This window comes from Sulfitobacter mediterraneus (assembly GCF_016801775.1).
GTDB lineage: Bacteria > Pseudomonadota > Alphaproteobacteria > Rhodobacterales > Rhodobacteraceae > Sulfitobacter > Sulfitobacter mediterraneus_A.
In genome coordinates, this window is sequence record NZ_CP069004.1 from 2,220,759 (window position 1) to 2,241,655 (window position 20,897).

At 57.2% G+C, this 20,897-nt stretch carries 24 protein-coding genes; 6 read left to right on the forward strand and 18 right to left on the reverse strand.

The window, feature by feature from the left end; translation table 11 throughout:
- Positions 1-11: 11 nt before the first annotated feature.
- Together JNX03_RS10935 and JNX03_RS10940 are read right to left on the reverse strand one after the other, a co-directional pair.
- Entirely contained in the window at positions 12-1,739 is a 1,728-nt protein-coding gene (locus tag JNX03_RS10935; RefSeq protein ID WP_203209075.1) for a sensor histidine kinase, read from the reverse strand.
- A 9-nt stretch (positions 1,740-1,748) separates the two neighbouring features.
- Complete coding sequence (locus tag JNX03_RS10940; RefSeq protein ID WP_037905394.1) at positions 1,749-2,450, reverse strand: response regulator transcription factor; 702 nt, start codon at positions 2,448-2,450, stop codon at positions 1,749-1,751.
- Between the two features lie 373 nt (positions 2,451-2,823).
- Between JNX03_RS10940 and JNX03_RS10945 the strand changes: the two genes are divergently transcribed.
- Complete coding sequence (locus tag JNX03_RS10945; RefSeq protein WP_203209076.1) at positions 2,824-4,422, forward strand: phosphoenolpyruvate carboxykinase; 1,599 nt, start codon at positions 2,824-2,826, stop codon at positions 4,420-4,422.
- A 72-nt stretch (positions 4,423-4,494) separates the two neighbouring features.
- Here JNX03_RS10945 and JNX03_RS10950 read toward each other — a convergent pair whose 3' ends face one another.
- Positions 4,495-5,211: a hypothetical protein gene (locus JNX03_RS10950; RefSeq protein ID WP_203209077.1), complete on the reverse strand. Its 717-nt coding sequence runs from the start codon at positions 5,209-5,211 to the stop codon at positions 4,495-4,497.
- Positions 5,212-5,309: 98 nt separating this feature from the next.
- Complete coding sequence (locus JNX03_RS10955) at positions 5,310-6,251, reverse strand: helix-turn-helix domain-containing protein (RefSeq protein ID WP_231024227.1); 942 nt, start codon at positions 6,249-6,251, stop codon at positions 5,310-5,312.
- Between the two features lie 148 nt (positions 6,252-6,399).
- On the opposite strand from JNX03_RS10955, the gene JNX03_RS10960 reads away from it, so the two are divergent.
- Positions 6,400-6,759, forward strand: a complete 360-nt coding sequence (locus tag JNX03_RS10960; RefSeq protein ID WP_025046922.1) for a helix-turn-helix domain-containing protein — start codon at positions 6,400-6,402, stop codon at positions 6,757-6,759.
- Between the two features lie 45 nt (positions 6,760-6,804).
- Here the strand turns inward: JNX03_RS10960 and JNX03_RS10965 are convergent, their stop codons facing one another.
- Positions 6,805-7,569 carry a sulfite exporter TauE/SafE family protein gene (locus JNX03_RS10965; RefSeq protein WP_203209078.1) on the reverse strand — a complete coding sequence of 255 codons (765 nt, stop codon included), beginning with the start codon at positions 7,567-7,569 and terminating at the stop codon, positions 6,805-6,807.
- A gap of 145 nt (positions 7,570-7,714) precedes the next feature.
- Between JNX03_RS10965 and JNX03_RS10970 the strand changes: the two genes are divergently transcribed.
- Entirely contained in the window at positions 7,715-9,400 is a 1,686-nt protein-coding gene (locus tag JNX03_RS10970; RefSeq protein ID WP_203209079.1) for an acyl-CoA dehydrogenase family protein, read from the forward strand.
- A 36-nt stretch (positions 9,401-9,436) separates the two neighbouring features.
- Here the strand turns inward: JNX03_RS10970 and JNX03_RS10975 are convergent, their stop codons facing one another.
- The gene (locus tag JNX03_RS10975) at positions 9,437-9,802 is read right to left on the reverse strand and encodes a hypothetical protein (RefSeq protein ID WP_203209080.1); all 366 of its coding nucleotides are present in this window, start codon (positions 9,800-9,802) and stop codon (positions 9,437-9,439) included.
- 78 nt (positions 9,803-9,880) lie between these two features.
- Here JNX03_RS10975 and JNX03_RS10980 point away from each other — a divergent pair, with 78 nt between their 5' ends.
- Together JNX03_RS10980 and JNX03_RS10985 are read left to right on the forward strand one after the other, a co-directional pair.
- Positions 9,881-10,435, forward strand: a complete 555-nt coding sequence (locus tag JNX03_RS10980) for a TetR/AcrR family transcriptional regulator (protein ID WP_203240794.1) — start codon at positions 9,881-9,883, stop codon at positions 10,433-10,435.
- Between the two features lie 8 nt (positions 10,436-10,443).
- Positions 10,444-10,866: an META domain-containing protein gene (locus tag JNX03_RS10985; RefSeq protein WP_231024223.1), complete on the forward strand. Its 423-nt coding sequence runs from the start codon at positions 10,444-10,446 to the stop codon at positions 10,864-10,866.
- On the opposite strand, the gene recO is transcribed toward JNX03_RS10985, so the two are convergent.
- From recO to folK, 12 genes are all read right to left on the reverse strand, one after another.
- The gene (gene recO / locus JNX03_RS10990; protein ID WP_203209082.1) at positions 10,841-11,575 is read right to left on the reverse strand and encodes a DNA repair protein RecO; all 735 of its coding nucleotides are present in this window, start codon (positions 11,573-11,575) and stop codon (positions 10,841-10,843) included. The two genes, JNX03_RS10985 and recO, sit on opposite strands and share 26 nt — an antisense overlap.
- Positions 11,575-11,904 (reverse strand): DUF1491 family protein, encoded by a 330-nt coding sequence (locus JNX03_RS10995; protein ID WP_203209083.1) that lies wholly within the window; start codon positions 11,902-11,904, stop codon positions 11,575-11,577. Before JNX03_RS10995 ends, recO begins: the two co-directional genes overlap by 1 nt.
- A gap of 84 nt (positions 11,905-11,988) precedes the next feature.
- The gene (gene era, locus JNX03_RS11000; protein WP_203209084.1) at positions 11,989-12,897 is read right to left on the reverse strand and encodes a GTPase Era; all 909 of its coding nucleotides are present in this window, start codon (positions 12,895-12,897) and stop codon (positions 11,989-11,991) included.
- Positions 12,894-13,580: a ribonuclease III gene (gene rnc / locus JNX03_RS11005; RefSeq protein ID WP_203209085.1), complete on the reverse strand. Its 687-nt coding sequence runs from the start codon at positions 13,578-13,580 to the stop codon at positions 12,894-12,896. Before rnc ends, era begins: the two co-directional genes overlap by 4 nt.
- On the reverse strand, positions 13,577-14,413 hold the full coding sequence (gene lepB / locus JNX03_RS11010; protein ID WP_203209086.1) for a signal peptidase I: 837 nt from the start codon (positions 14,411-14,413) through the stop codon (positions 13,577-13,579). The genes rnc and lepB overlap by 4 nt, the downstream gene beginning before the upstream one ends.
- Positions 14,414-14,524: 111 nt before the next feature.
- Positions 14,525-14,926, reverse strand: coding sequence for a holo-ACP synthase (acpS, locus tag JNX03_RS11015; protein WP_203209087.1), 402 nt, complete (start codon positions 14,924-14,926; stop codon positions 14,525-14,527).
- Between the two features lie 9 nt (positions 14,927-14,935).
- Entirely contained in the window at positions 14,936-15,376 is a 441-nt protein-coding gene (locus JNX03_RS11020; RefSeq protein ID WP_203209088.1) for a hypothetical protein, read from the reverse strand.
- A gap of 2 nt (positions 15,377-15,378) precedes the next feature.
- Positions 15,379-16,134 (reverse strand): pyridoxine 5'-phosphate synthase, encoded by a 756-nt coding sequence (locus JNX03_RS11025; protein WP_203209089.1) that lies wholly within the window; start codon positions 16,132-16,134, stop codon positions 15,379-15,381.
- 34 nt (positions 16,135-16,168) lie between these two features.
- Positions 16,169-16,825, reverse strand: coding sequence for a DUF2062 domain-containing protein (locus JNX03_RS11030; RefSeq protein ID WP_025046934.1), 657 nt, complete (start codon positions 16,823-16,825; stop codon positions 16,169-16,171).
- A gap of 35 nt (positions 16,826-16,860) precedes the next feature.
- Complete coding sequence (locus JNX03_RS11035; protein ID WP_203209090.1) at positions 16,861-19,011, reverse strand: RelA/SpoT family protein; 2,151 nt, start codon at positions 19,009-19,011, stop codon at positions 16,861-16,863.
- Positions 19,012-19,048: 37 nt separating this feature from the next.
- Complete coding sequence (gene rpoZ, locus JNX03_RS11040) at positions 19,049-19,402, reverse strand: DNA-directed RNA polymerase subunit omega (RefSeq protein ID WP_025043502.1); 354 nt, start codon at positions 19,400-19,402, stop codon at positions 19,049-19,051.
- 72 nt (positions 19,403-19,474) lie between these two features.
- The gene (gene folK / locus JNX03_RS11045; RefSeq protein ID WP_203209091.1) at positions 19,475-20,086 is read right to left on the reverse strand and encodes a 2-amino-4-hydroxy-6-hydroxymethyldihydropteridine diphosphokinase; all 612 of its coding nucleotides are present in this window, start codon (positions 20,084-20,086) and stop codon (positions 19,475-19,477) included.
- 127 nt (positions 20,087-20,213) lie between these two features.
- Here folK and JNX03_RS11050 point away from each other — a divergent pair, with 127 nt between their 5' ends.
- Positions 20,214-20,768 (forward strand): NYN domain-containing protein, encoded by a 555-nt coding sequence (locus tag JNX03_RS11050; protein WP_203209092.1) that lies wholly within the window; start codon positions 20,214-20,216, stop codon positions 20,766-20,768.
- The last annotated feature ends 129 nt before the right edge of the window (positions 20,769-20,897 follow it).

Consider the following 20,897-nt stretch of genomic DNA (forward strand, 5'->3'; position numbering starts at 1 on the left):
TCGCTTTCTGATCAGGTTGGCAGGCCCACAACAAACCGGGCGCCCAGTGGTTCTGATGTGATGTCGGCCTCGGTCGGGCGAATATTCTCGGCCCAGATCACACCGCCATGCGCTTCCACGATCTGCTTGGAAATCGCCAGACCCAGACCAGAGTTGTTGCCAAAATGCTCGACCGGCCGTTCGGAATAGAACCGCTTGAAAATCTTCGACAGAGCCTGATCTGGAATACCGGGGCCAGTGTCCTCAACGACGACAAGAACGCGGTTCTCACGCTTGCGCGCCCAAACCCGGATAGCATCGCCATCTTCGCAAAACGAAATGGCGTTTGTGATCAAATTCACAAAGACCTGCGCCAAACGGGCCTCTAGCCCGTGAACGAGAATCGGGTTGGCCGGCAGATCAGTGATGAAATCAATGCCTTTGCTCTTGGCATCCTCGCCCAGGTACTGGCTCAGGTTGCCAACCATATTGAGCAGATCGAACTGTTCTTCTTCTTCTTTGACCAGTTCTGAATCCAGACGCGATGCGTTCGAAATGTCGCTCACCAGACGGTCAAGGCGCCGCACGTCGTGATCAATCACATCCAGCAGTTTCTCGCGCTGATCTTCACGCTTGATCATCCGCAGCGTGCCAACAGCGGAGCGCAGCGAAGCCAATGGGTTCTTGATCTCATGCGCCACATCGGCTGCAAATTGTTCGTTGCCGTCAATCCGGTTGTAGAGCGCCGAAACCATGCCGCGCAACGCGCCGGACAAGCGCCCGATCTCATCAGGCCGCGCGGTCAGATCAGGGATCCTTATCCGCCCCGGGTTCATCTTGCGGGCATCCTTGTCACGGCCAAGCTCGGCCGCAGCGGCCAGATCAGCCAGTGGATTGGCAATGGTTGACGCCAAAACAAGGCTCAGACCAATGGAAACCAGTGTGGCAATCACAAACATCTGCAAGACACGTTCACGTTCACTGCGGACAAGCTTATCAATTTCACCCGCGGCGGAGGCAATTGCCACAACGCCGAGCGGCTGCCCGGACTGCATTATGGGGGTCAGCACCGTGAACAAGGTGTTGCCATTGGCATCAATGGTGTTCTCGATATGCGTGCCGGAGGTCAGGCTACCGGCGATCAACGGTTTGAACTGGTCTTCCAATGGCAGGGCGGCGGCATCGTCCTGACCACCGCTAAACACGCCGGACACGGCATCCCAGACAAAGGTCAGCCCGTCTGTCAGCAATGTGCGACTGTCATCCCCTTCTGCGCCAAGTTTTTCGGCCAAGGGCAAACGCCCTTCGCTGGTGGCAATCAGTGTCTCGGCGGTATCGAACACAAAAACATCGACGCCGCTGCGCAGATCGAGCCCCTCCAAGGTGGCCGCGACGTCAATGCCACCGCCGGTGGCAAGATCGACAACACCCCCCTCCGGCAACCGTGCCTCAATCACGTCGGCAATCAATTCCGCCTCAGACAAAAGCGAAGACGCCCGTTGAAGGGCCAGAGAATCCCGAGAGGAGTTCAGATACAAGATGCCCGCCACCAGCACATTCAACGCAATCAGGTTGAACGTGATGATCTTGCGGGTCAGCGGCGAGGTGCGCAGCGAAAACAACCCACGCCGTTCGCGCCGCACGCGCAGCTCGTCCGGGGCGGATTGATCCGGGGCGACCCAATCATCGCCCAGAACAACATCTCCGTCCCGTGGGGTGGTGCTCAGGTCCCGCACAAAGTTCCTTTCGGCCAGTGCCATCGGTTCAGATCATTCTTCGTTATATCTGTAGCCGATGCCGTACAGTGTCTCAATCGCGGAGAACTCATCATCCGCGGTGCGCATCTTCTTACGCAGGCGTTTGATGTGGCTGTCGATGGTGCGGTCATCCACATAGACCTGATCGTCATAGGCGACATCCATCAACTGATCGCGCGATTTTACAAAACCGGGGCGCTGCGCCAGTGCTTGGAGCAGCAGGAACTCTGTCACTGTGAGAGACACGTCCTTGCCCTTCCAGCTGACGGCGTGGCGCAGCGGATCCATCCGCAGATCGCCGCGTTCCATCACCTTGGTCTCTTCGGTCTCGCCCACCTCATCCGTGGCAACTGCGTCCTGCCGACGCAAAAGGGCGCGGATGCGTTCCACCAACAGGCGCTGGCTGAACGGTTTTTTCACGTAGTCATCTGCGCCCATCCGCAGGCCAAGAACCTCGTCAATCTCGTCATCTTTGGACGTGAGAAAGATCACTGGCATCGCAGTTTTCTGGCGCAACCGCTGGAGCAGGTCCATGCCGTCCATGCGCGGCATCTTGATATCCAGAACGGCCATATCGGGAAGGCGTTTGTTGAATGCGTCGAGTGCGGCCTGCCCGTCGTTGTAGGTTTCAACTTCAAAGCCTTCTGCTTCGAGAGTCATCGAAACAGACGTCAGGATGTTCCTGTCGTCGTCCACCAATGCAATTTTTGACATTGCCTGTTTCCTTATGCTGCTCAATTTTTAATTTTTTGTTTTGAGGCCATTGATCAACACTTTTGCCCCCCGAATCAATCTCAAACTGCGAATCAGTCCCGAAACACACCGTAATTTCGCCATAATTTGGTTAGGAATGGCGAAATTGCCGCAGTTTGCCCGATCGAACCCTGCCGCGATTTCAGGCGTTGCCCTGCGGAATTTGGGGCCTGAGGCCAAAGTTCGCCATGATGGCGCTAACTGCGGCAAAGCCGCCTGTTCATATCTTTCGCGGTCGTGTTATGAGGCGTTTCAAGGCCCTTTGAGGCCCAGGGCCAGTTGGCCCGATCAAGCCAGATAGCGCCAGTTTGCGCGCGCCTACAGGAGACATTGTATGACATTTGGACGGGTAAACCCGCAGTTCCGCCTTGAGGATCAACAGATCAACGGGCTGGGCAATGTCTATTATAACCTGATGGAACCCGCGCTGATCGAAACCGCGCTCAAGCGCGGCGAGGGCACCCTTGGCAACGGTGGCGCGTTCCTTGTTACAACAGGCAAATTCACCGGACGCTCCCCCAAAGACAAACATGTCGTCAAGACAGACAGCGTCGCTGACAGCATTTGGTGGGAAAACAACGCGGAGATGTCGCCCGAAGGGTTTGACGCCCTATACGAAGACATGATCGCCCATATGCAAGGCGGCGAGTATTTCGTTCAGGATCTGGTGGGCGGTGCAGATCCGCGGCATGCCATCAACGTGCGCATGGTCACCGAGTTGGCTTGGCATGGCCTGTTCATCCGCACCATGCTGCGCCGGCCCGAGCGTGATGCATTGGATGAATTCATCGCCGATTTCACCGTCATCAACTGCCCCAGCTTTCAGGCAGATCCGAAGAAGCACAACTGCCGGTCCGAGACCGTGATCGCCATGAATTTTGACCGCAAGATGATCTTGATCGGCGGGACGGAATACGCAGGCGAGAACAAGAAATCCGTCTTTACCCTTTTGAACTACCTGCTGCCGGAAAAGGGCATCATGCCAATGCACTGCTCTGCCAACCATGCGACGGGCAATCCTGTGGACACAGCGGTATTCTTTGGCCTGTCCGGGACCGGCAAAACGACACTCTCTGCCGATCCGCAGCGCACCTTGATTGGCGATGACGAACATGGCTGGTCTGACAATGGCACCTTCAACTTTGAGGGCGGCTGCTATGCCAAAACGATCAACCTCAGCGCCGAGGCAGAGCCAGAGATCTATGCGACCACCAAGAAATTCGGCACCGTCATCGAAAACATGGTCTTTGACGAAGACACCAAAGAACTGGACTTCAACGACGACAGCCTGACAGCCAACATGCGCTGCGCCTATCCGCTGCACTATATTTCAAACGCATCAGAAAAGGCTGTGGGCGGCCATCCCAAGAATATCATCATGCTGACCTGCGATGCCTTTGGCGTCTTGCCCCCCATTGCGCGGCTGACCCCGGCACAGGCGATGTATCATTTCCTGTCCGGCTTCACCTCCAAAGTGGCCGGAACAGAGCGCGGCGTGACCGAGCCGGAGCCGACCTTCTCCACCTGTTTTGGAGCGCCTTTCATGCCGCGCCGGCCGGAGGTTTACGGCAACCTGCTGCGCGAAAAGATCGCCCAACATGGCGCGACCTGCTGGTTGGTGAACACCGGCTGGACCGGCGGGGCATACGGCACCGGCTCACGCATGCCGATCAAAGCCACACGCGCCTTGCTGACCGCCGCGCTTGAAGGGGCTCTGGCGGATGTAAAATACCGCAAGGATGCAAACTTCGGTTTTGAAGTACCCGTATCTGTAGACGGTGTCCCTGACATCCTGCTGGATCCGCGCCGCACATGGGACAATGCTGAAGCCTACGACCGTCAAGCGACCAAGCTGGTCAATATGTTCTCCGAAAACTTTGCACAGTATCTGCCCTTCATTGATGATGATGTGAAAGCCGCCGCTATCGGCTGATCTGCAGAACAAAAAAGAAAAAGAGCCGCAGAAACCTGCGGCTCTTTTTCTTTTTGCCAAAGGATAGTCAGGTCAGGCCGCTTCCATAACCAGATCTTCGACAGGAATATCCAGCAAGAACCGCGCGTCTTCCTGGCTGAGCCAGGTCAGGAACGCCTCGATCGGCACATCGCGGCCAGCGATCTGCCATTTCAATGCATTCGGTTCGTTGTGCATATAGCCCATCCGCTCAGAGAACCCTTTGAACGCTACGGTGCGCAACATAAAGCCGAACATGAAGTCAGGATTCCAACGGCGCGTCACCTCAAGCAGGCCTGTACGCGCCAGAACCGTCGACAAACCAGAGCCGCGATACTTGCCCTTCTCGGGGGCCATCCAAACTTCGCCATGATAAACAACGTTGCCAACAATACGGTGGGAGCCCGGCGTCGCGCGAAACCGCGACCGCTCAAGGTTGACACCCGGAATTGGCGGCGGGAAATCCCGGAACCGGCTAAGTAGATGATTGGCCAGTGTTTTTCCGCGCAAAGGCACCTTCTTCGCCGCTTGGGTGTGGATCAATTCGCCCTCTTTGTTCCGCCCAATCAGCCAAAAGGCATTCTTCTTCGACAGATCATGCATTTCGTAATTGAAAGGCGCGCCGAGATTCTGAACCTTGCGTTCTTCTGAAATAATCCGGCTGTATTCCTCGAAATCACTACCAATTGTGACTTCGACCCCGTGAGCCCGCAATACATTGCGACTGGTCGCGATAAACGGCGCCGCGTCCTGAGGGAATTGGATCGTCATACTCTGTCTCCTTTGGCCTATTGTTTCTCACACTAGTACAAACAGCAAAAAAACACCCGATAATTGAATCGGATGGCCAAAGTTGTTGAGATATGATGTTATTTTCCGGAAATTCCCCTTTCGAATACGGCATCTTCGGGGTCGAACGCGATGGGCGTAACCGGGTCTAGTGATTCGATCAGCGATGGGTCGAGCCCGCTGATCCGGACCTGATCCACTGGCAGAATCAGCGACATAACCGCCGGTGATCCATCCGGAAAGAACCCGCTGAGAATCAATCTTTGATAGGCAACAGGGGCAAGCGAATCGCTTGGAAGGCGCGGCATTCGGGTAAAAACGTGGTCCAGACGCGCAGTTTGGGTGGCTTCAACCTCGTGGAATGCCTCGTAAATCAGGTAGGAAAACTCCTCACCGGCAGGCATTTGACTGATCGGGCGGCCAATACTTGAGCGGGCATAGTCCTGTCCGAACCAATTCACATAGACCGATTTTTGGCCAAATTCGACGCAGATCCACGCCCCTTCGGTCTGCCGATAGATGATCAGATAGGGACGGACATGTGCAAATTGCGGGCTCTCAATTTCGCCCGCAGACATCGCCCAAGCACGAAATGTTTCGCGCAACAGCAAGGACGGGTCTTTCCAAATGCGGCCGATGGGTTGCTGTTCTTGATAGAAATCCCACTTTCCTACATGCGCCTTGAGAAGCTGCAAATGACCAACAGAACTGACCTGCCCGCGCAGCCAAGTGGTCCCGCGGGCCAATAAATCCTTGGCTCCCGGCAGTGCGGCCTCTCCTGCGGCGGTCAATTGGTAGCGGCGGTCATCGACGAAGAAAAGCTGCGCACCCATCTGTTCTTCGAGCGTAGAGATGTGCCGCCTGACAGTCTGCCGCGTGCTGTCGAGCTCTTTCACGGCATGAGACAGGTTCAGCGTCGCAGCAAGGGTTACGAAAGACCGTATCATTTCAAACAAGAGCGCCGGTGGCGGAGCAGGCGCGTCCGATGCCGCCTCGGGCTTGGGATTAAGATGTTGGTTCATAACGGGCCTATAGTATGTAAATCATCCATTAGCGCAACAAAAATCATCCATCAATTGTACATATTTCTCCCAAAAGTGGAAAAATCTATTCAATTGAACGCGCTTAAGAAGTTCGCGATCAATGTCAGGCACAACCAGAGGTTTTTTTATGTCACATCCAGTCGATATTCACGTTGGCCGCAAGCTGAAGCAGATCCGCACATTGCGGCGCCTGTCCCAGACCGACGTCGCCAAGAAGCTGAACCTGTCTTTCCAGCAGATTCAAAAATACGAGATCGGTTCAAACCGGGTCGCTGCAAGCCGCCTTTTTGAATTGGCTCAAATCCTTGATGTTCCGCCGTCCTACTTCTTCGAAGGTCTGCACGACAACAACAACGCCGCCCCTGCCCAGGACGCCGGGATGGAGATCGTGACCGCACTTGCCGCGATCAAAGACGAAGCGGTCAAAACCCGCATCAAAACCTTCATTGAAGACGTTTCAGGCGTCACCGTCGCACGGCGCGGCTAGATCTGGGGCGCAACAGCGACCCCAAAAAGGGTCGGCCCAAGCGCTCTAGAACAGAGCGCGGCGTACCAAATTTGCACCAGCAAACAGCAGGACAATCAACGTAGACCGCCGGAAGATCTTTTGATCTATCCGGTCGGAGACGCGTCCGCCCAGCCACATGCCAAACAACGCAGGCGGCAGAAGGGCCAGCGAAAATGGCAACGTCTCGGCACGCAGTACACCTGACCCGAGATGTGCGCCAAACAGCGCCAACGCCCCCCCGCTGTAAATCACCCCCTGAATGCGCATCTGGTCCTGTTTTGCGGTCTCAAGCGCAGTCAGATACATCACAGTTGGCGGCCCCCAGACACCGGACAGCCCGCCGATAAAGCCCGCAATTGCCCCGATCACCGCTTCAACCGCCGCAGACTGGCCAGAGAGACGTAACGTCACTCCAAGAAGCTGGATCAGCACGAACACCATAACCGGCACCCCGATCAGCAGTTGCAGGGTCTCAACCGGCACAGTCCGAACCATCTGCGCGGATGTCACAAGAGCAATCCCGCCAACGGCGAGAAACACACGAAACGCTTTGATTGATTGCCAGGCGGCCCCAACCCCTTGCCTCAGGGACTGAACCGTATTGGCGACGAGCGTGGGAATGATCAGCCCTGCCAGCGCATATTCCGGCGCGATAAAGGTGGTCAGCCCCGAGATGATGACCAAAGGCATCGCAAACCCCACAACACCTTTTACGAATCCGCCAAAAACCGCGATCAACAGGGCAAGCGACAAGGTGGCGGGCGTCAAAAAGGGAAAAATCGCATCCATGCGTCTACATAACACCTCTGGTTTTCGCTGCACCCGCAATTTCGCCGCGTAATTTTCGAACAAAATGTCACATTCAAACGTATCTTTGTTGTGCTGCACCTGCGAAAGAGATATGCCGTGGCCAAGCAAAAAGAGGATCAGAAACATGGCTCATGATGGTCAGGACGTGACAATGCACACTTCGATTATTCTCGACAACCTGTTGGAACTGACGGCTGCTGCGGTTGGTCCGGTTGATGCGGTTCTGGAAAAAGCTGTCAAATCCGTCCGCGCCCTGGTCAGTGCCGATGGCCGCGTTTCTGCTGCGCTTATTGAGCAACATCAAACAGCTGCGCATGGTTTGGCATGGCTTGCGACCTACGCACAGGCGCTACGGCAAATGCAAAAATGGGCCGAAAAGTTGTCCGGTGAGGGTCGCTTTGGCGAGACCGAGCAACTGATCCACCAGATCGCCTTTGGTGAATACCTCTGGCAGATCTACGGCGGCATCCAGATGAATCAGGGGGAAATGCTGCGCCTGCAAGATCTTGGACTGTCCCAAGACGACATGCGCGACATGATGGACCCCGCCATCATGGCCCTGACCCAAGGTGGCAACACCCAGAATGCCCGCACCCGCCTGGTCGAGCTGATGCAGGAACACTCCGCAAATATCACCGTCGGCGCGAGTGGTCTTGACGAAGAGCTAGAGATGATCCGTGAACAATTCCGCCGCTATGCAGTGGAGAAGGTTGAACCCTTTGCCCACGATTGGCATCTCAACGATGAGCTGATCCCGATGGAGGTTATCAACGAGCTGGCCGAGATGGGCGTCTTTGGCCTCACCATTCCGGAAGAATACGGCGGGTTCGGCCTGTCCAAAGCTTCCATGTGCGTGGTCTCCGAAGAACTCTCGCGCGGCTATATCGGTGTTGGTTCGCTCGGCACCCGTTCCGAGATTGCGGCGGAATTGATCATCGCAGGCGGCACGGACGAGCAAAAAACCAAATGGTTGCCCCGCATTGCCTCTGCCGAAACCTTGCCCACGGCCGTCTTTACAGAACCGAACACCGGCTCCGATCTGGGCTCCCTCCGAACCCGCGCCGTGAAAGAAGGCGACAACTACAAGATAACCGGCAACAAGACCTGGATCACCCATGCCGCCCGCACCCATGTGATGACATTGCTGGCCCGCACCGATCCGAACACAACCGATTATCGCGGGTTGTCCATGTTCCTGGCGGAAAAGACCCCCGGCACCGATGAAGACCCCTTCCCGACCGAAGGCATGACCGGCGGCGAGATCGAAGTGCTCGGCTATCGCGGTATGAAAGAATACGAACTGGGCTTTGACGGGTTTGAGGTTAAAGGCGAGAACCTTCTTGGCGGTGAAGAGGGCAAGGGTTTCAAGCAATTGATGGAGACCTTTGAAAGCGCCCGAATCCAGACCGCGGCCCGCGCCATCGGCGTGGCGCAATCGGCGTTGGATATTTCGATGCAATATGCGCAGGATCGCAAGCAATTCGGCAAGGCGCTGATCAACTTCCCGCGTGTGTCGTCCAAACTGGCAATGATGGCGGTGGAATTGATGGTTGCGCGCCAATTGACCTATTTCTCCGCCTTTGAAAAAGACGAGGGGCGCCGCTGCGACGTTGAGGCAGGCATGGCCAAATTGCTGGGCGCCCGTGTCGCCTGGGCGGCGGCGGACAATGGTCTGCAAATCCACGGCGGCAACGGCTTTGCGCTGGAATACAAAATCAGCCGCGTTTTGTGTGACGCCCGCATCCTGAATATCTTTGAAGGGGCGGCAGAAATTCAGGCGCAGGTGATCTCACGCCGTCTTTTGGGCTAAACTGGCGGGGCGGATCACTCCGCCCCGGCCAAGGCTTTACCCGTAGACCGCCCAAAGGCTGAGCGCGGGTATCCCCAAAAAGATGATCCATTGTGGCATCTGTTTGAGATTGCCAAGCCGGCCCATGCCATAAGCAATAAACAATCCGGCAAACCCGATTTGCACGGCACATATCATCCATAGCAAGGCTGGATTAGGCACATAGGCCAGCCAGGCCAAACCCGCTGCCATCAGCAACAACATCACAGTGATCCCGTGCCAAACCACATCGGCAACGGCCTTGACCGGCTTGCTCAAGTCGGATTGGCGAATGGGTGTCATAATTTCAGGACCGCCCGCAAACACATGAATGGCGCTGGTCAGCAGCATTAGAAAGGCGGCAATCATCAAAGCAACGGACATCTGGCTTCTCCTTATCCATACGCCAGCGTATGTTGCATATCTCCTTGCCGCCGTCAATACGGTGGCGTATGGTAAATCATGCCCAAACCAAACCGCCTCACCTCTGAAAATTGGATTGCTGCTGGCTTTCTTTCCTTGGCCCAGAATGGTCCGAAATCCCTGCGAGCGGAGCCTCTGGCGCGCAGCCTGAAAACCACAAAAGGTTCATTTTATTGGCATTTTGCGGACGTTCCGGCGTTTCATCAGGCCATGTTGACCCTTTGGGAGGATCGCGCCTTTTCCAGCATCGTTGCAGAACTGGACACCATGCCGGACCCAAGGCAACGCCTGCGGGCCTTGGGACAAATTGCTGCAGTTTCTGCACCCGAGGAAATGGGCGGGCAAGACCTTGAACCCGCCATCCGTGCCTGGGGCCGCGACGATACCAATGTCGCCGAGGCCATTGCGCGGGTTGACGCCAAGCGCGAGGGCTACCTTGCCGATCAACTGGCGCAGCTGGGCCTCTCCAACCCCGCTTTTGCCCGCATCATCTATGCCGCCTATGTGGGAGGCGATGATCTGTGCAGTCGCGATGGCAGCGATCCCGCTCCGGCATTGACCACCTTGATTGATCTTATCCTCGCCTTGGAATGACCCTTGCAGTGGCCAAACACCCATCCTACCTGAATGGAATGAAATGGATTGCCGCCCTTATCCCGCTCAGCTTGGTCGCAGGCTGTTTTGCCGACGAAACCCTGCGCGGACACGGTGCGGCAGATAAAATCTGGGTGCTGGCAGAGGCGCGGGATTTTACCGCCACGCCAAGTATCACGCTGACATTCCCCGAACAGGGGCGCATTGTGGGTCAAGCCCCCTGCAACAGCTACGGTACCACGATGGACGTGCCCTACCCCTGGTTTGAGACCGGGCCGATTGCCGCGACCAAACGCGCCTGCCCTGAGTTGGAGACCGAGGTCGCTTTTTTCGACGCACTTGGCTCTGCCACACTGTCCGAGGTGTTTGGCAACACCTTGATGCTTTCGGATGATGACGGAATGCTTATGGTTTTCCGCTCAGACGGCTGAACGCTTCAACATACCGCGCACGCGCTTCGGGCAAGGGCTTACCGCCCAGATCCTGCGCCAGATGTGACTTCAGGAAATACCCAGTGGTTTTGAAGGCCTGCATAATCTGCGCCGCCTTCCCGTCGCCCTCGCCCCGCAAAACAGGCGGCAGTGGCAACAAACGATCCGCCCATTCTCCTGCACCTTTGGCGGAAACCGCCCTGCCCGATTTGGGCGAAACATAGATCAAATCCTCGGTTGATCCCGTCACGGCGCAAACCGTCAGATCGAGCCCATAGCCCATGTCTTCCAGCAAGGTCAGCTCCCAATGCAGATAGGCCAAGGGCCAAACGGTGTCTTCCCCCAGCAAATCCAATAACGCCTCTGTGCGTTGATAAAGCGCTAAGTGCGGCTCCCGTTCCGGCAGGCAGAATGACAACAGTGCTGTCACCGTGTTCAGCCCTGCCAGCGCCATCCGGTCGCCCATCGCCGCAGCAGCGCGGCTGCGCACCGGCTCAACCGTGAAACTGCCAATATGGTCTTCCAGACGCGCCCGCCAGGCCACGTCAAGCTGCGCACCCGGTTGCAGGATCGGCGCAATTTTGCGGCTGGTGCCACCGCGCACCACGCCCATATGGCGGCCCTGCTGGGGCGTGAACATCTCAATAATGGCCGAGGTTTCCCCATGGCGGCGCGTGCTTAGCAATATGCCCTGATCGCGCCATTCCATCAGCCAAGCCCCTCTTCATCCAACAGATGCCGCCCCTGCCTGTCCTCGACCTCAATCACCCAGATATCCGGATCAAACCCGCGCTGCCGTGCAATGGCCTCGTCTACCTCGGCCTCTTCCCCGCTGCTGAGTTCAATCCAGCGTCGCTCGCCGCTCATCAGGTCAAAAGACCGCTGAAACACCATTGCGCGACCATCCAGCGTGGACAATTTCACCAGAACCGCGCCGCCCGTGTCGTCGCCATGAGCCACCACAAAGGCCGGGATATCCTGAAACCGCAGACGCGCAAGATAGGCATCAACCCAAAACCGGGAGGTCAGTCGCGCCATCTGCGGCCCCTCTTCATTTGGCCAAAGAAACTCAATCCGCCGGTGTAACTCCTGCAGGCGTGAAAAATGTCAGAGCTTACCCGCTCAGCCATTCCCATCTTTGAAATCCAAACCCATCTCAGAATAGCGTTCCGCATCATCCAGCCAGTTTGGCCGCACTTTGACTTGTAAGAACAGGTGTACTTTGCGGCCAAGGAATTCTTCCAATTCTTCCCGCGCGGCCTTGCTCACCGATTTGATGGTCTCACCTTTATGGCCAAGCACGATCCCCTTGTGACCGTCGCGGACCACGTAAATCAATTGATCAATCTTGGCAGACCCGTCTTTGCGCTCTTCCCAATTTTCGGTCTCGACCGTCATCTGGTACGGCAATTCCTGATGCAGCCGCAGCGTCAGCTTTTCGCGGGTCATTTCGGCGGCAATCATCCGCATTGGCAGATCGGCGATCTGGTCTTCTGGGTAAAGCCACGGTCCTTCCGGCAGCACGCCCGCCAGATAGCGCCGCAGTACATCAACGCCATGCCCCCGTTCGGCCGAGATCATGAATGTTTCTTCGAAATCGAACCGTGCATTCAGATCCTGACTGAGACCCAGCAACACCGGCGCTTCGACCTTGTCGATCTTGTTGATGGCCAAAGCCACGCGTCGCCCCTCGCCGATATTGGCAAGCCCCTCAAGAATACGCTCCACGCCTTCGGTAACACCGCGATGCGCTTCGATCAGCAAGACAACGACGTCCGCATCCGCAGCTCCGCCCCATGCAGCGGCCACCATCGCACGGTCAAGACGGCGACGCGGCTGAAAAAGGCCGGGCGTGTCAACAAAAACGATCTGCGCATCCCCCTCCATCGCGACGCCGCGAATGCGGGCACGGGTGGTCTGCACTTTATGTGTGACGATACTGACCTTGGCCCCAACCATACGGTTGAGCAAAGTGGATTTGCCTGCGTTAGGCTCTCCGATCAGGGCGACGAAACCGGCGCGGGTGGTCATTTGTTTTTCTCCAACTGCGCCAGCAAACTTGTGGCGGCAGCCTGTTCGGCTGCACGTTTTGATGAGGCGGTGGCACTTGCCTCAGCCCCGTTGTCCAGCCGCGCTGCAATGGTAAACACCGGCGCATGGTCCGGTCCGCTGCGGGCGGTGGTGACGTATTTTGGTGGCGCCAGCTTGCGCGCCTGCGCCCATTCCTGCAAGGCGGTCTTGGCATCGCGGGCGTCTTCTTCGACGGTTTCGATCCGCCCGCCCCAAAGCCGCAGTACCAGCCCCTTGGCCGCATCAAAGCCGGCATCCAGGTATACCGCAGCAATCACGGCCTCAATCGCATCACCAAGCAGCGCCTGTTTGCGCCGCCCCCCCGATAGCATCTCGGATCGGCCAAGCTTGAGCACTGTGCCCAGATCAATCTCGCGGGCCACATCCGCGCAGGTCTCCTTGCGCACCAGCGCGTTAAATCGTGGGGCCAACTGCCCCTCGGTCGCACCGGGGTCCAGCGCCAGCAGCGCCTCGGCCATGACAAGGCCCAAGACCCGATCGCCCAGAAACTCAAGCCGCTGGTTGTCGTCGCGATTGGCCGAGGACATCGACGCATGGGTGACCGCCCGGTTCAACAACTCCGGTGCGGCAAAGTGGTGGCCAATCCGGCCTTCAAAGGCCTTGAGTTCGCCGCTCAGCTTCATTCGATGCCTTTAAAGAACCGGTCGCTGCGCCATGTCCAGAAGAACAACATCGACCGCCCGGCAGAGCTGAACATGATCCGGTCCGCACGGCCAATCAGGTTTTCGTAAGGCACAAATCCGACGCCACCCGCCTGCTGGGCCAAACGGCTGTCTGCGGAATTGTCGCGGTTGTCACCCATAAAGAAGTAATGCCCTTCCGGCACGGTATAAACACCCGTGCGGTCGGATCCTTGGTTGGTGATATTCAAGATCGCGTGGCTGGACCCGCCGGGCAGCGTTTCGATCATGCGGCCTTTCTTGCACAGGCCGCCCTCGCCAACCGCGCCGTTTTCACAGCGCGGGCGCAACCGTTGCGGACCTTGCGGAGCCATGACCTCTTCAAAAGTGCCAGCCTCTTTCAGCTTCACCGCCTCGCCATTGATGTGCAAAACACCAGCTTTCATCTGGATCTTGTCACCGGGCAAGCCAGTCAGCCGTTTGATGTAGTCACGCCCTGAAACCGGATGGCGGAACACCACAACATCGCCGCGCTCAGGCTCGCCACCAAACAGGCGCGTATTGTCACCGTCAAAGGCACCGCAGATGTCCTTGGCGTCCACTTCGATGCCAAACCGCGGCATCATCAGACTTGGGCAAGAGGCATAGGAATAGCCATAAGCCATTTTGTTCACAAAGAGGAAATCGCCAATAAGCAGTGTCTCTTTCATCGATCCTGACGGAATCCAGAACGGCTGAAAGAACAGCGTCCGGAACACGCCCGCGATCAGCAGGGCATAAACAATGGTCTTGATCGTTTCGACAAAACCGTTGTCTGTCTTTTCCTTCTCGGCCATGCGGCGCAATCCTTCATTCGTGGGTGTGGGGTACATGCGGGGCGATGCCCCCACTGTCAAGGGAATGACGCCTGCATCGGCGGTCTGCCGTAGCGCCTCTTGCCTTTGTGATCAGGTCAGAGGCCGCGCTTCGATCACCACAAAGGCCTGCGCCCAAGGGTGATCGTCCGTCAGGGTCACATGGATGATCGCCTCGTGCCCAGGCGGCGTCATGCTGTCCAATCGGTCTTTCGCCCAGCCTGTGACCTCCATCACCGGTTGCCCCGTGCGCAGATTGCTGACTGCCATGTCTCGCCAGCTGATCCCCATGCGCAGCCCCGTGCCCAGCGCCTTGGAACAGGCCTCTTTGGCGGCCCAGCGTTTCGCGTAGGTACCTGCAATGTCTTTGCGGCGTTCGGCCTTACGCTGTTCGACTTCGGTAAACACCCGATTGCGGAACCTGTCGCCAAACCGGTCCAGAGTGCCCTGAATGCGTTCGATATTGGCCAGATCTGTGCCTATCCCAAGGATCATCTGCGGCACCTATCGCGCCTGCCAGGCTTGCAGCCGGGCAAGATCGATCCGCCAACGGGTTGGCACAGTCGGGCAGCAGCGCGGATCATTCGGCCCCGGCATCGTTGTTGTCAACATCGCAAAGCCACCCTCGAAGACCACATCCCTCGGGTTGTGACCAAAGAGATGGGCCACTGGCCCTGCAAACCCCCACTGGCCGCCAGATGGACGCAGGAACAGGCCAACCGCGATGGTCGTGTTTCCAGCGGACCCAGCAATATGTTCATAAACCACGCCAAGGGCCGCCGTGGCCTGTGCGGGATCAATGGAATTGGGCAACCAATAGGACGTCTCTGCTCTGCCGCTGCGGGTCAAATGCGAAAACAGCAGCGCATCAAGATTGCCCCAGCCTTCTGCCGCTACGGGCAAGCCCGCAACGCAGATCGCGGCAGAGAGCAAAAGTCCCTTCATCCTCACACCGGATCGCGCGCGTCATCCATCAGGCGGCGCATCTCGGCAATCGCAGGCTCCAGCCCGAGGAAGATCGCCTCACCAATCAGGAAATGCCCGATGTTCAGCTCCCGCACTTCAGGGAAGGCGGCGACTGGCGATACGGTGTCATAGGTCAAACCATGCCCCGCATGTACCTCCAAGCCCAATGAATGGGCAAAGGTCGACATCTCTTCAAGCTTTTTGAGCTCCGCCTGCGCTTCGGGCCAGCGGCCTTCGGAAAAGGCGTCACAATAGGCACCGGTGTGAAGTTCGATCACTTCCGCGCCAATGCGGTTTGCCGCTTCGATCTGGCGTTGATCGGCGGCGATAAAAATAGACACACGGCTGCCGGCCTCGCGCAAAGGCGCAATGAAATGGGCCAGCTTGTTTTCCTCGCGGGCCACCTCCAAACCACCCTCGGTGGTGCGCTCTTCCCGCTTTTCCGGAACAATGCAAACCGCATGCGGCTTGTGGCGCAGGGCGATCTTCTGCATTTCGTCCGTGGCGGCCATTTCAAAATTCAAAGGCACCGACAGGACATCCATCAGCCCCTCGATATCGGCATCCGAGATGTGACGGCGGTCTTCGCGCAGATGCGCGGTGATCCCGTCAGCACCCGCCTTTTCCGCAATCTTGGCCGCCCGCAACGGATCAGGATATGCCCCGCCCCGCGCATTGCGCACTGTCGCCACGTGATCGATGTTCACACCCAGCCGAAGCTTTTCCTGCGATGCCATACCGCCCCCTTTGAATCAGTTAGTTAAAGGGAACCTAGTCCGCTTTGCGCTTGGCGTCAGCCTTATGTGCCGCTTTTTGTTTCAAAGCTTCGAATTTCGCTTTGATCAGACCGCGGCGGCGTTTTTGGTAGGCCCGCAAGAGCGGCACCATCAGGTAGTAGCTGATCGTCGCGCAAATGATGCCGGGCAGGATGCCACCAATCATATAAGGATAAAAAACCTCATCCGCGAAAACCAGAATGCCGGTCCAATCGGTTTCTTCGTGGGTAAAGATCGCACGGAAATTCACCCACAGATCCGCGCCCGCATCGGCGAACTTACCCACAAAGGAACGATGTTCACCTTCGTGCATCCGCGTGCCCAAGATCCAGTGGCCGGTTTTGAGAGAGGCAATGCCAATCGGCACATAGGTCAGGGGATTGCCAAAAAACGTGCCCATCAAGGCGGCAAGGATATTGCCCTTCATGGTCCGTGCAATCAGCGCGGCAATGATGAAGTGAAACCCATAGAGCGGCGTAAACGAGGTAAAGACCCCGCCCCAGATCCCCCGCGCGATGCGTTCGGGACTGTCGGGCAGGCGCCGCATCCGGTGTTTGACGTAATGAAACGCCCGCGTCCAGCCACCGCGCGGCCAAAGAAACTCGGCCACCGCGCGCAATGTCGGCTTTGGATCGCGGCGCTTAAAGATCAAACCTGGCTTCCCTCGTGGTCACACGCGCACCTCGGTCACGCGCCTTTCTCAGCATGCTGCACCGCGTTTACATCCCGATACCTCGAAATGGCAGCGACTTCGCTCTCGGCTTCCAATGTGACCATCAGGGAGTGCAGATGCGCAACATCCCGCAGAGACACATAGATCAAAAGGCGGTAAAAATCCGGTTTGCGTTCTTGAAACTCAAGATCGGAGATATTGGCTCCGGCCTCACCGATCAAGGTGCAGATCCGCCCCAGAACCCCGGTTCCGTTGCCTATCGTCAGGTCAATCACCGCATCATAAACCGCCGGATGGTTGCCCTCGTGCCAGCGCAGGTCGATCCAGCGTTCGGGCTGGTCCTCATAGGCCGACAGGCGGTCACAATCGATGGAATGTACCGTAACACCCTGACCGCGGAACGTAATGCCGATGATCCGCTCTCCCGGCAGCGGGTGGCAACAGGGCGCTCGGTCAAACGATTGCCCCGGCTCAAGACCAACGACAGCGCGTGCCGTATCAACCTGTTCCCCCTTGCGCGGGCTCAGATCGGCATAGACCGCCTGCACCACGTCATGACCGGTGATCTCGGAGCTGCCAAGCTGCGCCAGCAAATCCTGCATCCCGTCAAGCCGCATGTTCTTCGCAGCGGTTCGCAAGACCTTGTCCGTCGCCTCTTTGCCGACATGGGCAAAGGCAGATCGCGCCAGTTCGCGGCCCAGTTTCACAAACCGTGCCCTGTCCTCTTCGCGTAGGGATCTGCGGATCGCAGATTTGGCTTTGCCCGTGGTCGCAATGTCCAGCCATGTCACCTGCGGGGTCTGGCCCTCAGCGCGGATGATCTCGATCGACTGGCCGTTCTTGACCCGCGTCCAAAGCGGCACGCGCATGCCGTCCACCTTGGCGCCCACGCAGGCATTTCCGATCCGCGTGTGGATTGCATAGGCAAAATCAATTGGCGTGGCCCCGCGGGGCAGTTTTACGACATCACCCTTGGGCGTAAAGCAGAACACCTGGTCGGCATACATTTCCAGTTTGACCGCTTCGAGGAAATCTTCGTGATCCTCTTCTGCGTCAAACTGTTCGGTCAGCTGTGCAATCCAGCGGGCCGGATCGACCGCAAAGGGGTTTTTCGACCGGACACCATCGCGGTACGACCAATGCGCCGCAACGCCAGTTTCGGCCACATCATGCATCTGCCGGGTGCGGATCTGCACCTCGACCCGCTTGCCGTCGCGCCCTGACACGGTTGTATGAATGGACCGATAACCATTGGTCTTGGGCTGGCTGATGTAATCTTTGAACCGACCGGGCACCGCGAACCAGCGGCGATGGATGGTGCCCAACGTCCGGTAACAATCCTCTTCGGTATCCGTAATGATCCGAAAGCCGTAAATATCGGACAGCCGGCTGAAGCTCAGCTCCTTTTCCTGCATCTTGCGCCAGATTGAATAGGGCTTTTTGGCGCGGCCAAACACATCGGCCTCGATGCCCGCCTCTTCCAGCTCATGGCGCATGTCACCCGTGATCCGCTGGATCACATCGCCGGTTTCACGCTGCAAGGTGATGAAGCGGCGGATGATGCTGGCACGCCCCTCGGGGTTCAGCACACGAAACGCCAGATCCTCCAGCTCCTCGCGCATCCATTGCATACCCATGCGGCCCGCAAGCGGCGCATAGATATCCATGGTCTCACGCGCCTTTTGCAGCTGCTTTTCAGGGCGCATCGACTTGATCGTGCGCATGTTGTGCAAACGGTCCGCCAGCTTGACCAAAATCACCCGCAGGTCTTTTGACATCGCCATAAAGAGCTTGCGAAAGTTCTCGGCTTGTTTGGTCTGGGTTGAGTTCAGCTGTAGATTGGTCAGCTTGGTCACACCATCGACCAGTTCTGCCACCTCATTGCCAAACAGTTTCTCAACCTCGGCATAAGACGCAGGAGTGTCCTCGATGGTGTCATGTAACAGCGCGGTAATGATCGTGGCATCATCCAACTGCTGTTCGGTCAGGATCGCGGCAACGGAAACGGGATGGGTGAAATAAGCCTCACCCGAATGGCGGAACTGTCCGTCATGCATCTTGGCCCCGTAATCAAAGGCCGCGCGGATCAGTTTTTCATTTGTTCTTGGATTGTAGCCCTGAACAAGGGCTACAAGATCATCGGCAGTGATTTCGGCGGTGTCCATGCCTGCTGCCTTCTTAGCGCCCTTGGGCGCGCGGGCCTTAGCCCTGCCCCTGTGCAGCCATCAACTGGCGCAGCAACATTTCTTCGGACATGCTGTCTTCTTCAGGCTTGTCCTGCTCGGCCCCCATAAGAAGCGCCATTGCGTCCTCTTCGGGCTCATCAACCTCGATCTGGTTCTGGTTGCTTTCGATCAGGCGCTCGCGCAGATCATCCGCAGACTGGGTTTCATCAGCAATCTCGCGCAGGGAGACAACGGGGTTCTTGTCGTTGTCGCGGTCCACTGTCACGGCGGACCCGGCAGAGATTTCACGCGCACGATGCGCCGCAAGCATCACCAGCTCAAAGCGGTTTGGAACTTTATCAACACAATCTTCTACTGTGACGCGGGCCATGGAATACTCCGTTCAGTCTATCGGATCTCAGAAGCAGGCTATCTAGGCCTCTTTTGTACGATATACAAGTCGCTATTGACAGAGCCGGACCTCTAATTTGTCCTCCTCCGGCAGGGCGTCAAGCATCTGCGCAACGCTGATCCCGAGGATCGGATGCACCCAGTCCGGCGCGATCTCTGCCAGCGGCACCAGGACAAACGCCCGATCCTGCATGCGTGGATGCGGCAGGATCAATCGGTCCGGCGTACTGCCCACCTGTTTCTCAAGCGGCATATCGCGCCATGTGGCATGGGTTTGCCGGTCCGGCAGGACGGTGCTGCCATAGGCGATCATATCCAGATCCATGGTGCGTTGACCCCACCTTTGCACCCTTTCGCGGCCCAGCTGCGCCTCTACCTCGTGCAACACCGCCAGCGTCTCGGCCGCGCCCCAAGGCACAGCTATCTCGGCGGTTGCATTGATATAGTCAGGCCCAGCCCCTGCGGGAAAGGCCGGAGTGTGATATAATGAACTTGTTTTTCGAATCACTGCCCCGCGTTTTTTCAGGGCTTCAAACGCTGCCAGCGTGGTTTCGACCGGCGTTCCCACCGATGACGTCAGGTTACCCCCAAGTGCAATTAGGACCAATTGATCTGAATTAAGCTGATTCCCGCCGTTTTCTTTGTCTTCTCGGTCTTGCAGCATGGTCAAAAATCCTTAGGAATGCGCCCCGGCCAATCGGGCGAGAATACTTCGGTCACGTACTGTTCTCATAAGCTACCTGCACATTGGATCAACAGCATGAGTGGCGGCACCGCCGAAAGGAAATCAAATGTTTTACAAGGATGAGCGTCTTGCGCTGTTCATTGACGGCTCAAACCTCTACGCAGCGGCCAAGACCCTTGGCTTCGATATCGACTATAAATTGCTGCGACAGGAGTTTGTCCGCCGCGGCAAAATGCTGCGTGCCTTTTATTATACCGCGCTGCTGGAGAATGACGAATATTCCCCGATCCGCCCATTGGTCGATTGGCTGAACTACAACGGCTTCACCATGGTGACCAAGCCGGCCAAGGAATACACCGACAGCATGGGCCGCCGCCGGGTCAAGGGCAACATGGACATCGAACTGGCCGTCAATGCGATGGAGCTTGCGCCCCATGTAGACCACATCGTGATCTTCTCTGGCGATGGTGATTTCCGCCCGCTGGTCGAGAGCCTTCAACGTCAGGGCGTGCGCGTGTCGGTTGTTTCGACCATCCGCAGCCAGCCGCCGATGATCTCAGATGATCTGCGCCGCCAAGCCGACAATTTTATCGAACTGGAAGACCTCAAAGATGTCATCGGCCGCCCCCCTCGGGAACCAATGGGCGACGCCGAAGACTAATCTCAACTAAGTTATTGAAAAAACGCGCCAGAGGCGGATAAATGCTTCTGGCGCGTTTGCGTGCTGAAATTGTTCGGGAAGTAATCGCCGCGCATTGCTTTGCGACGCCCCATTAAGAATATACATATT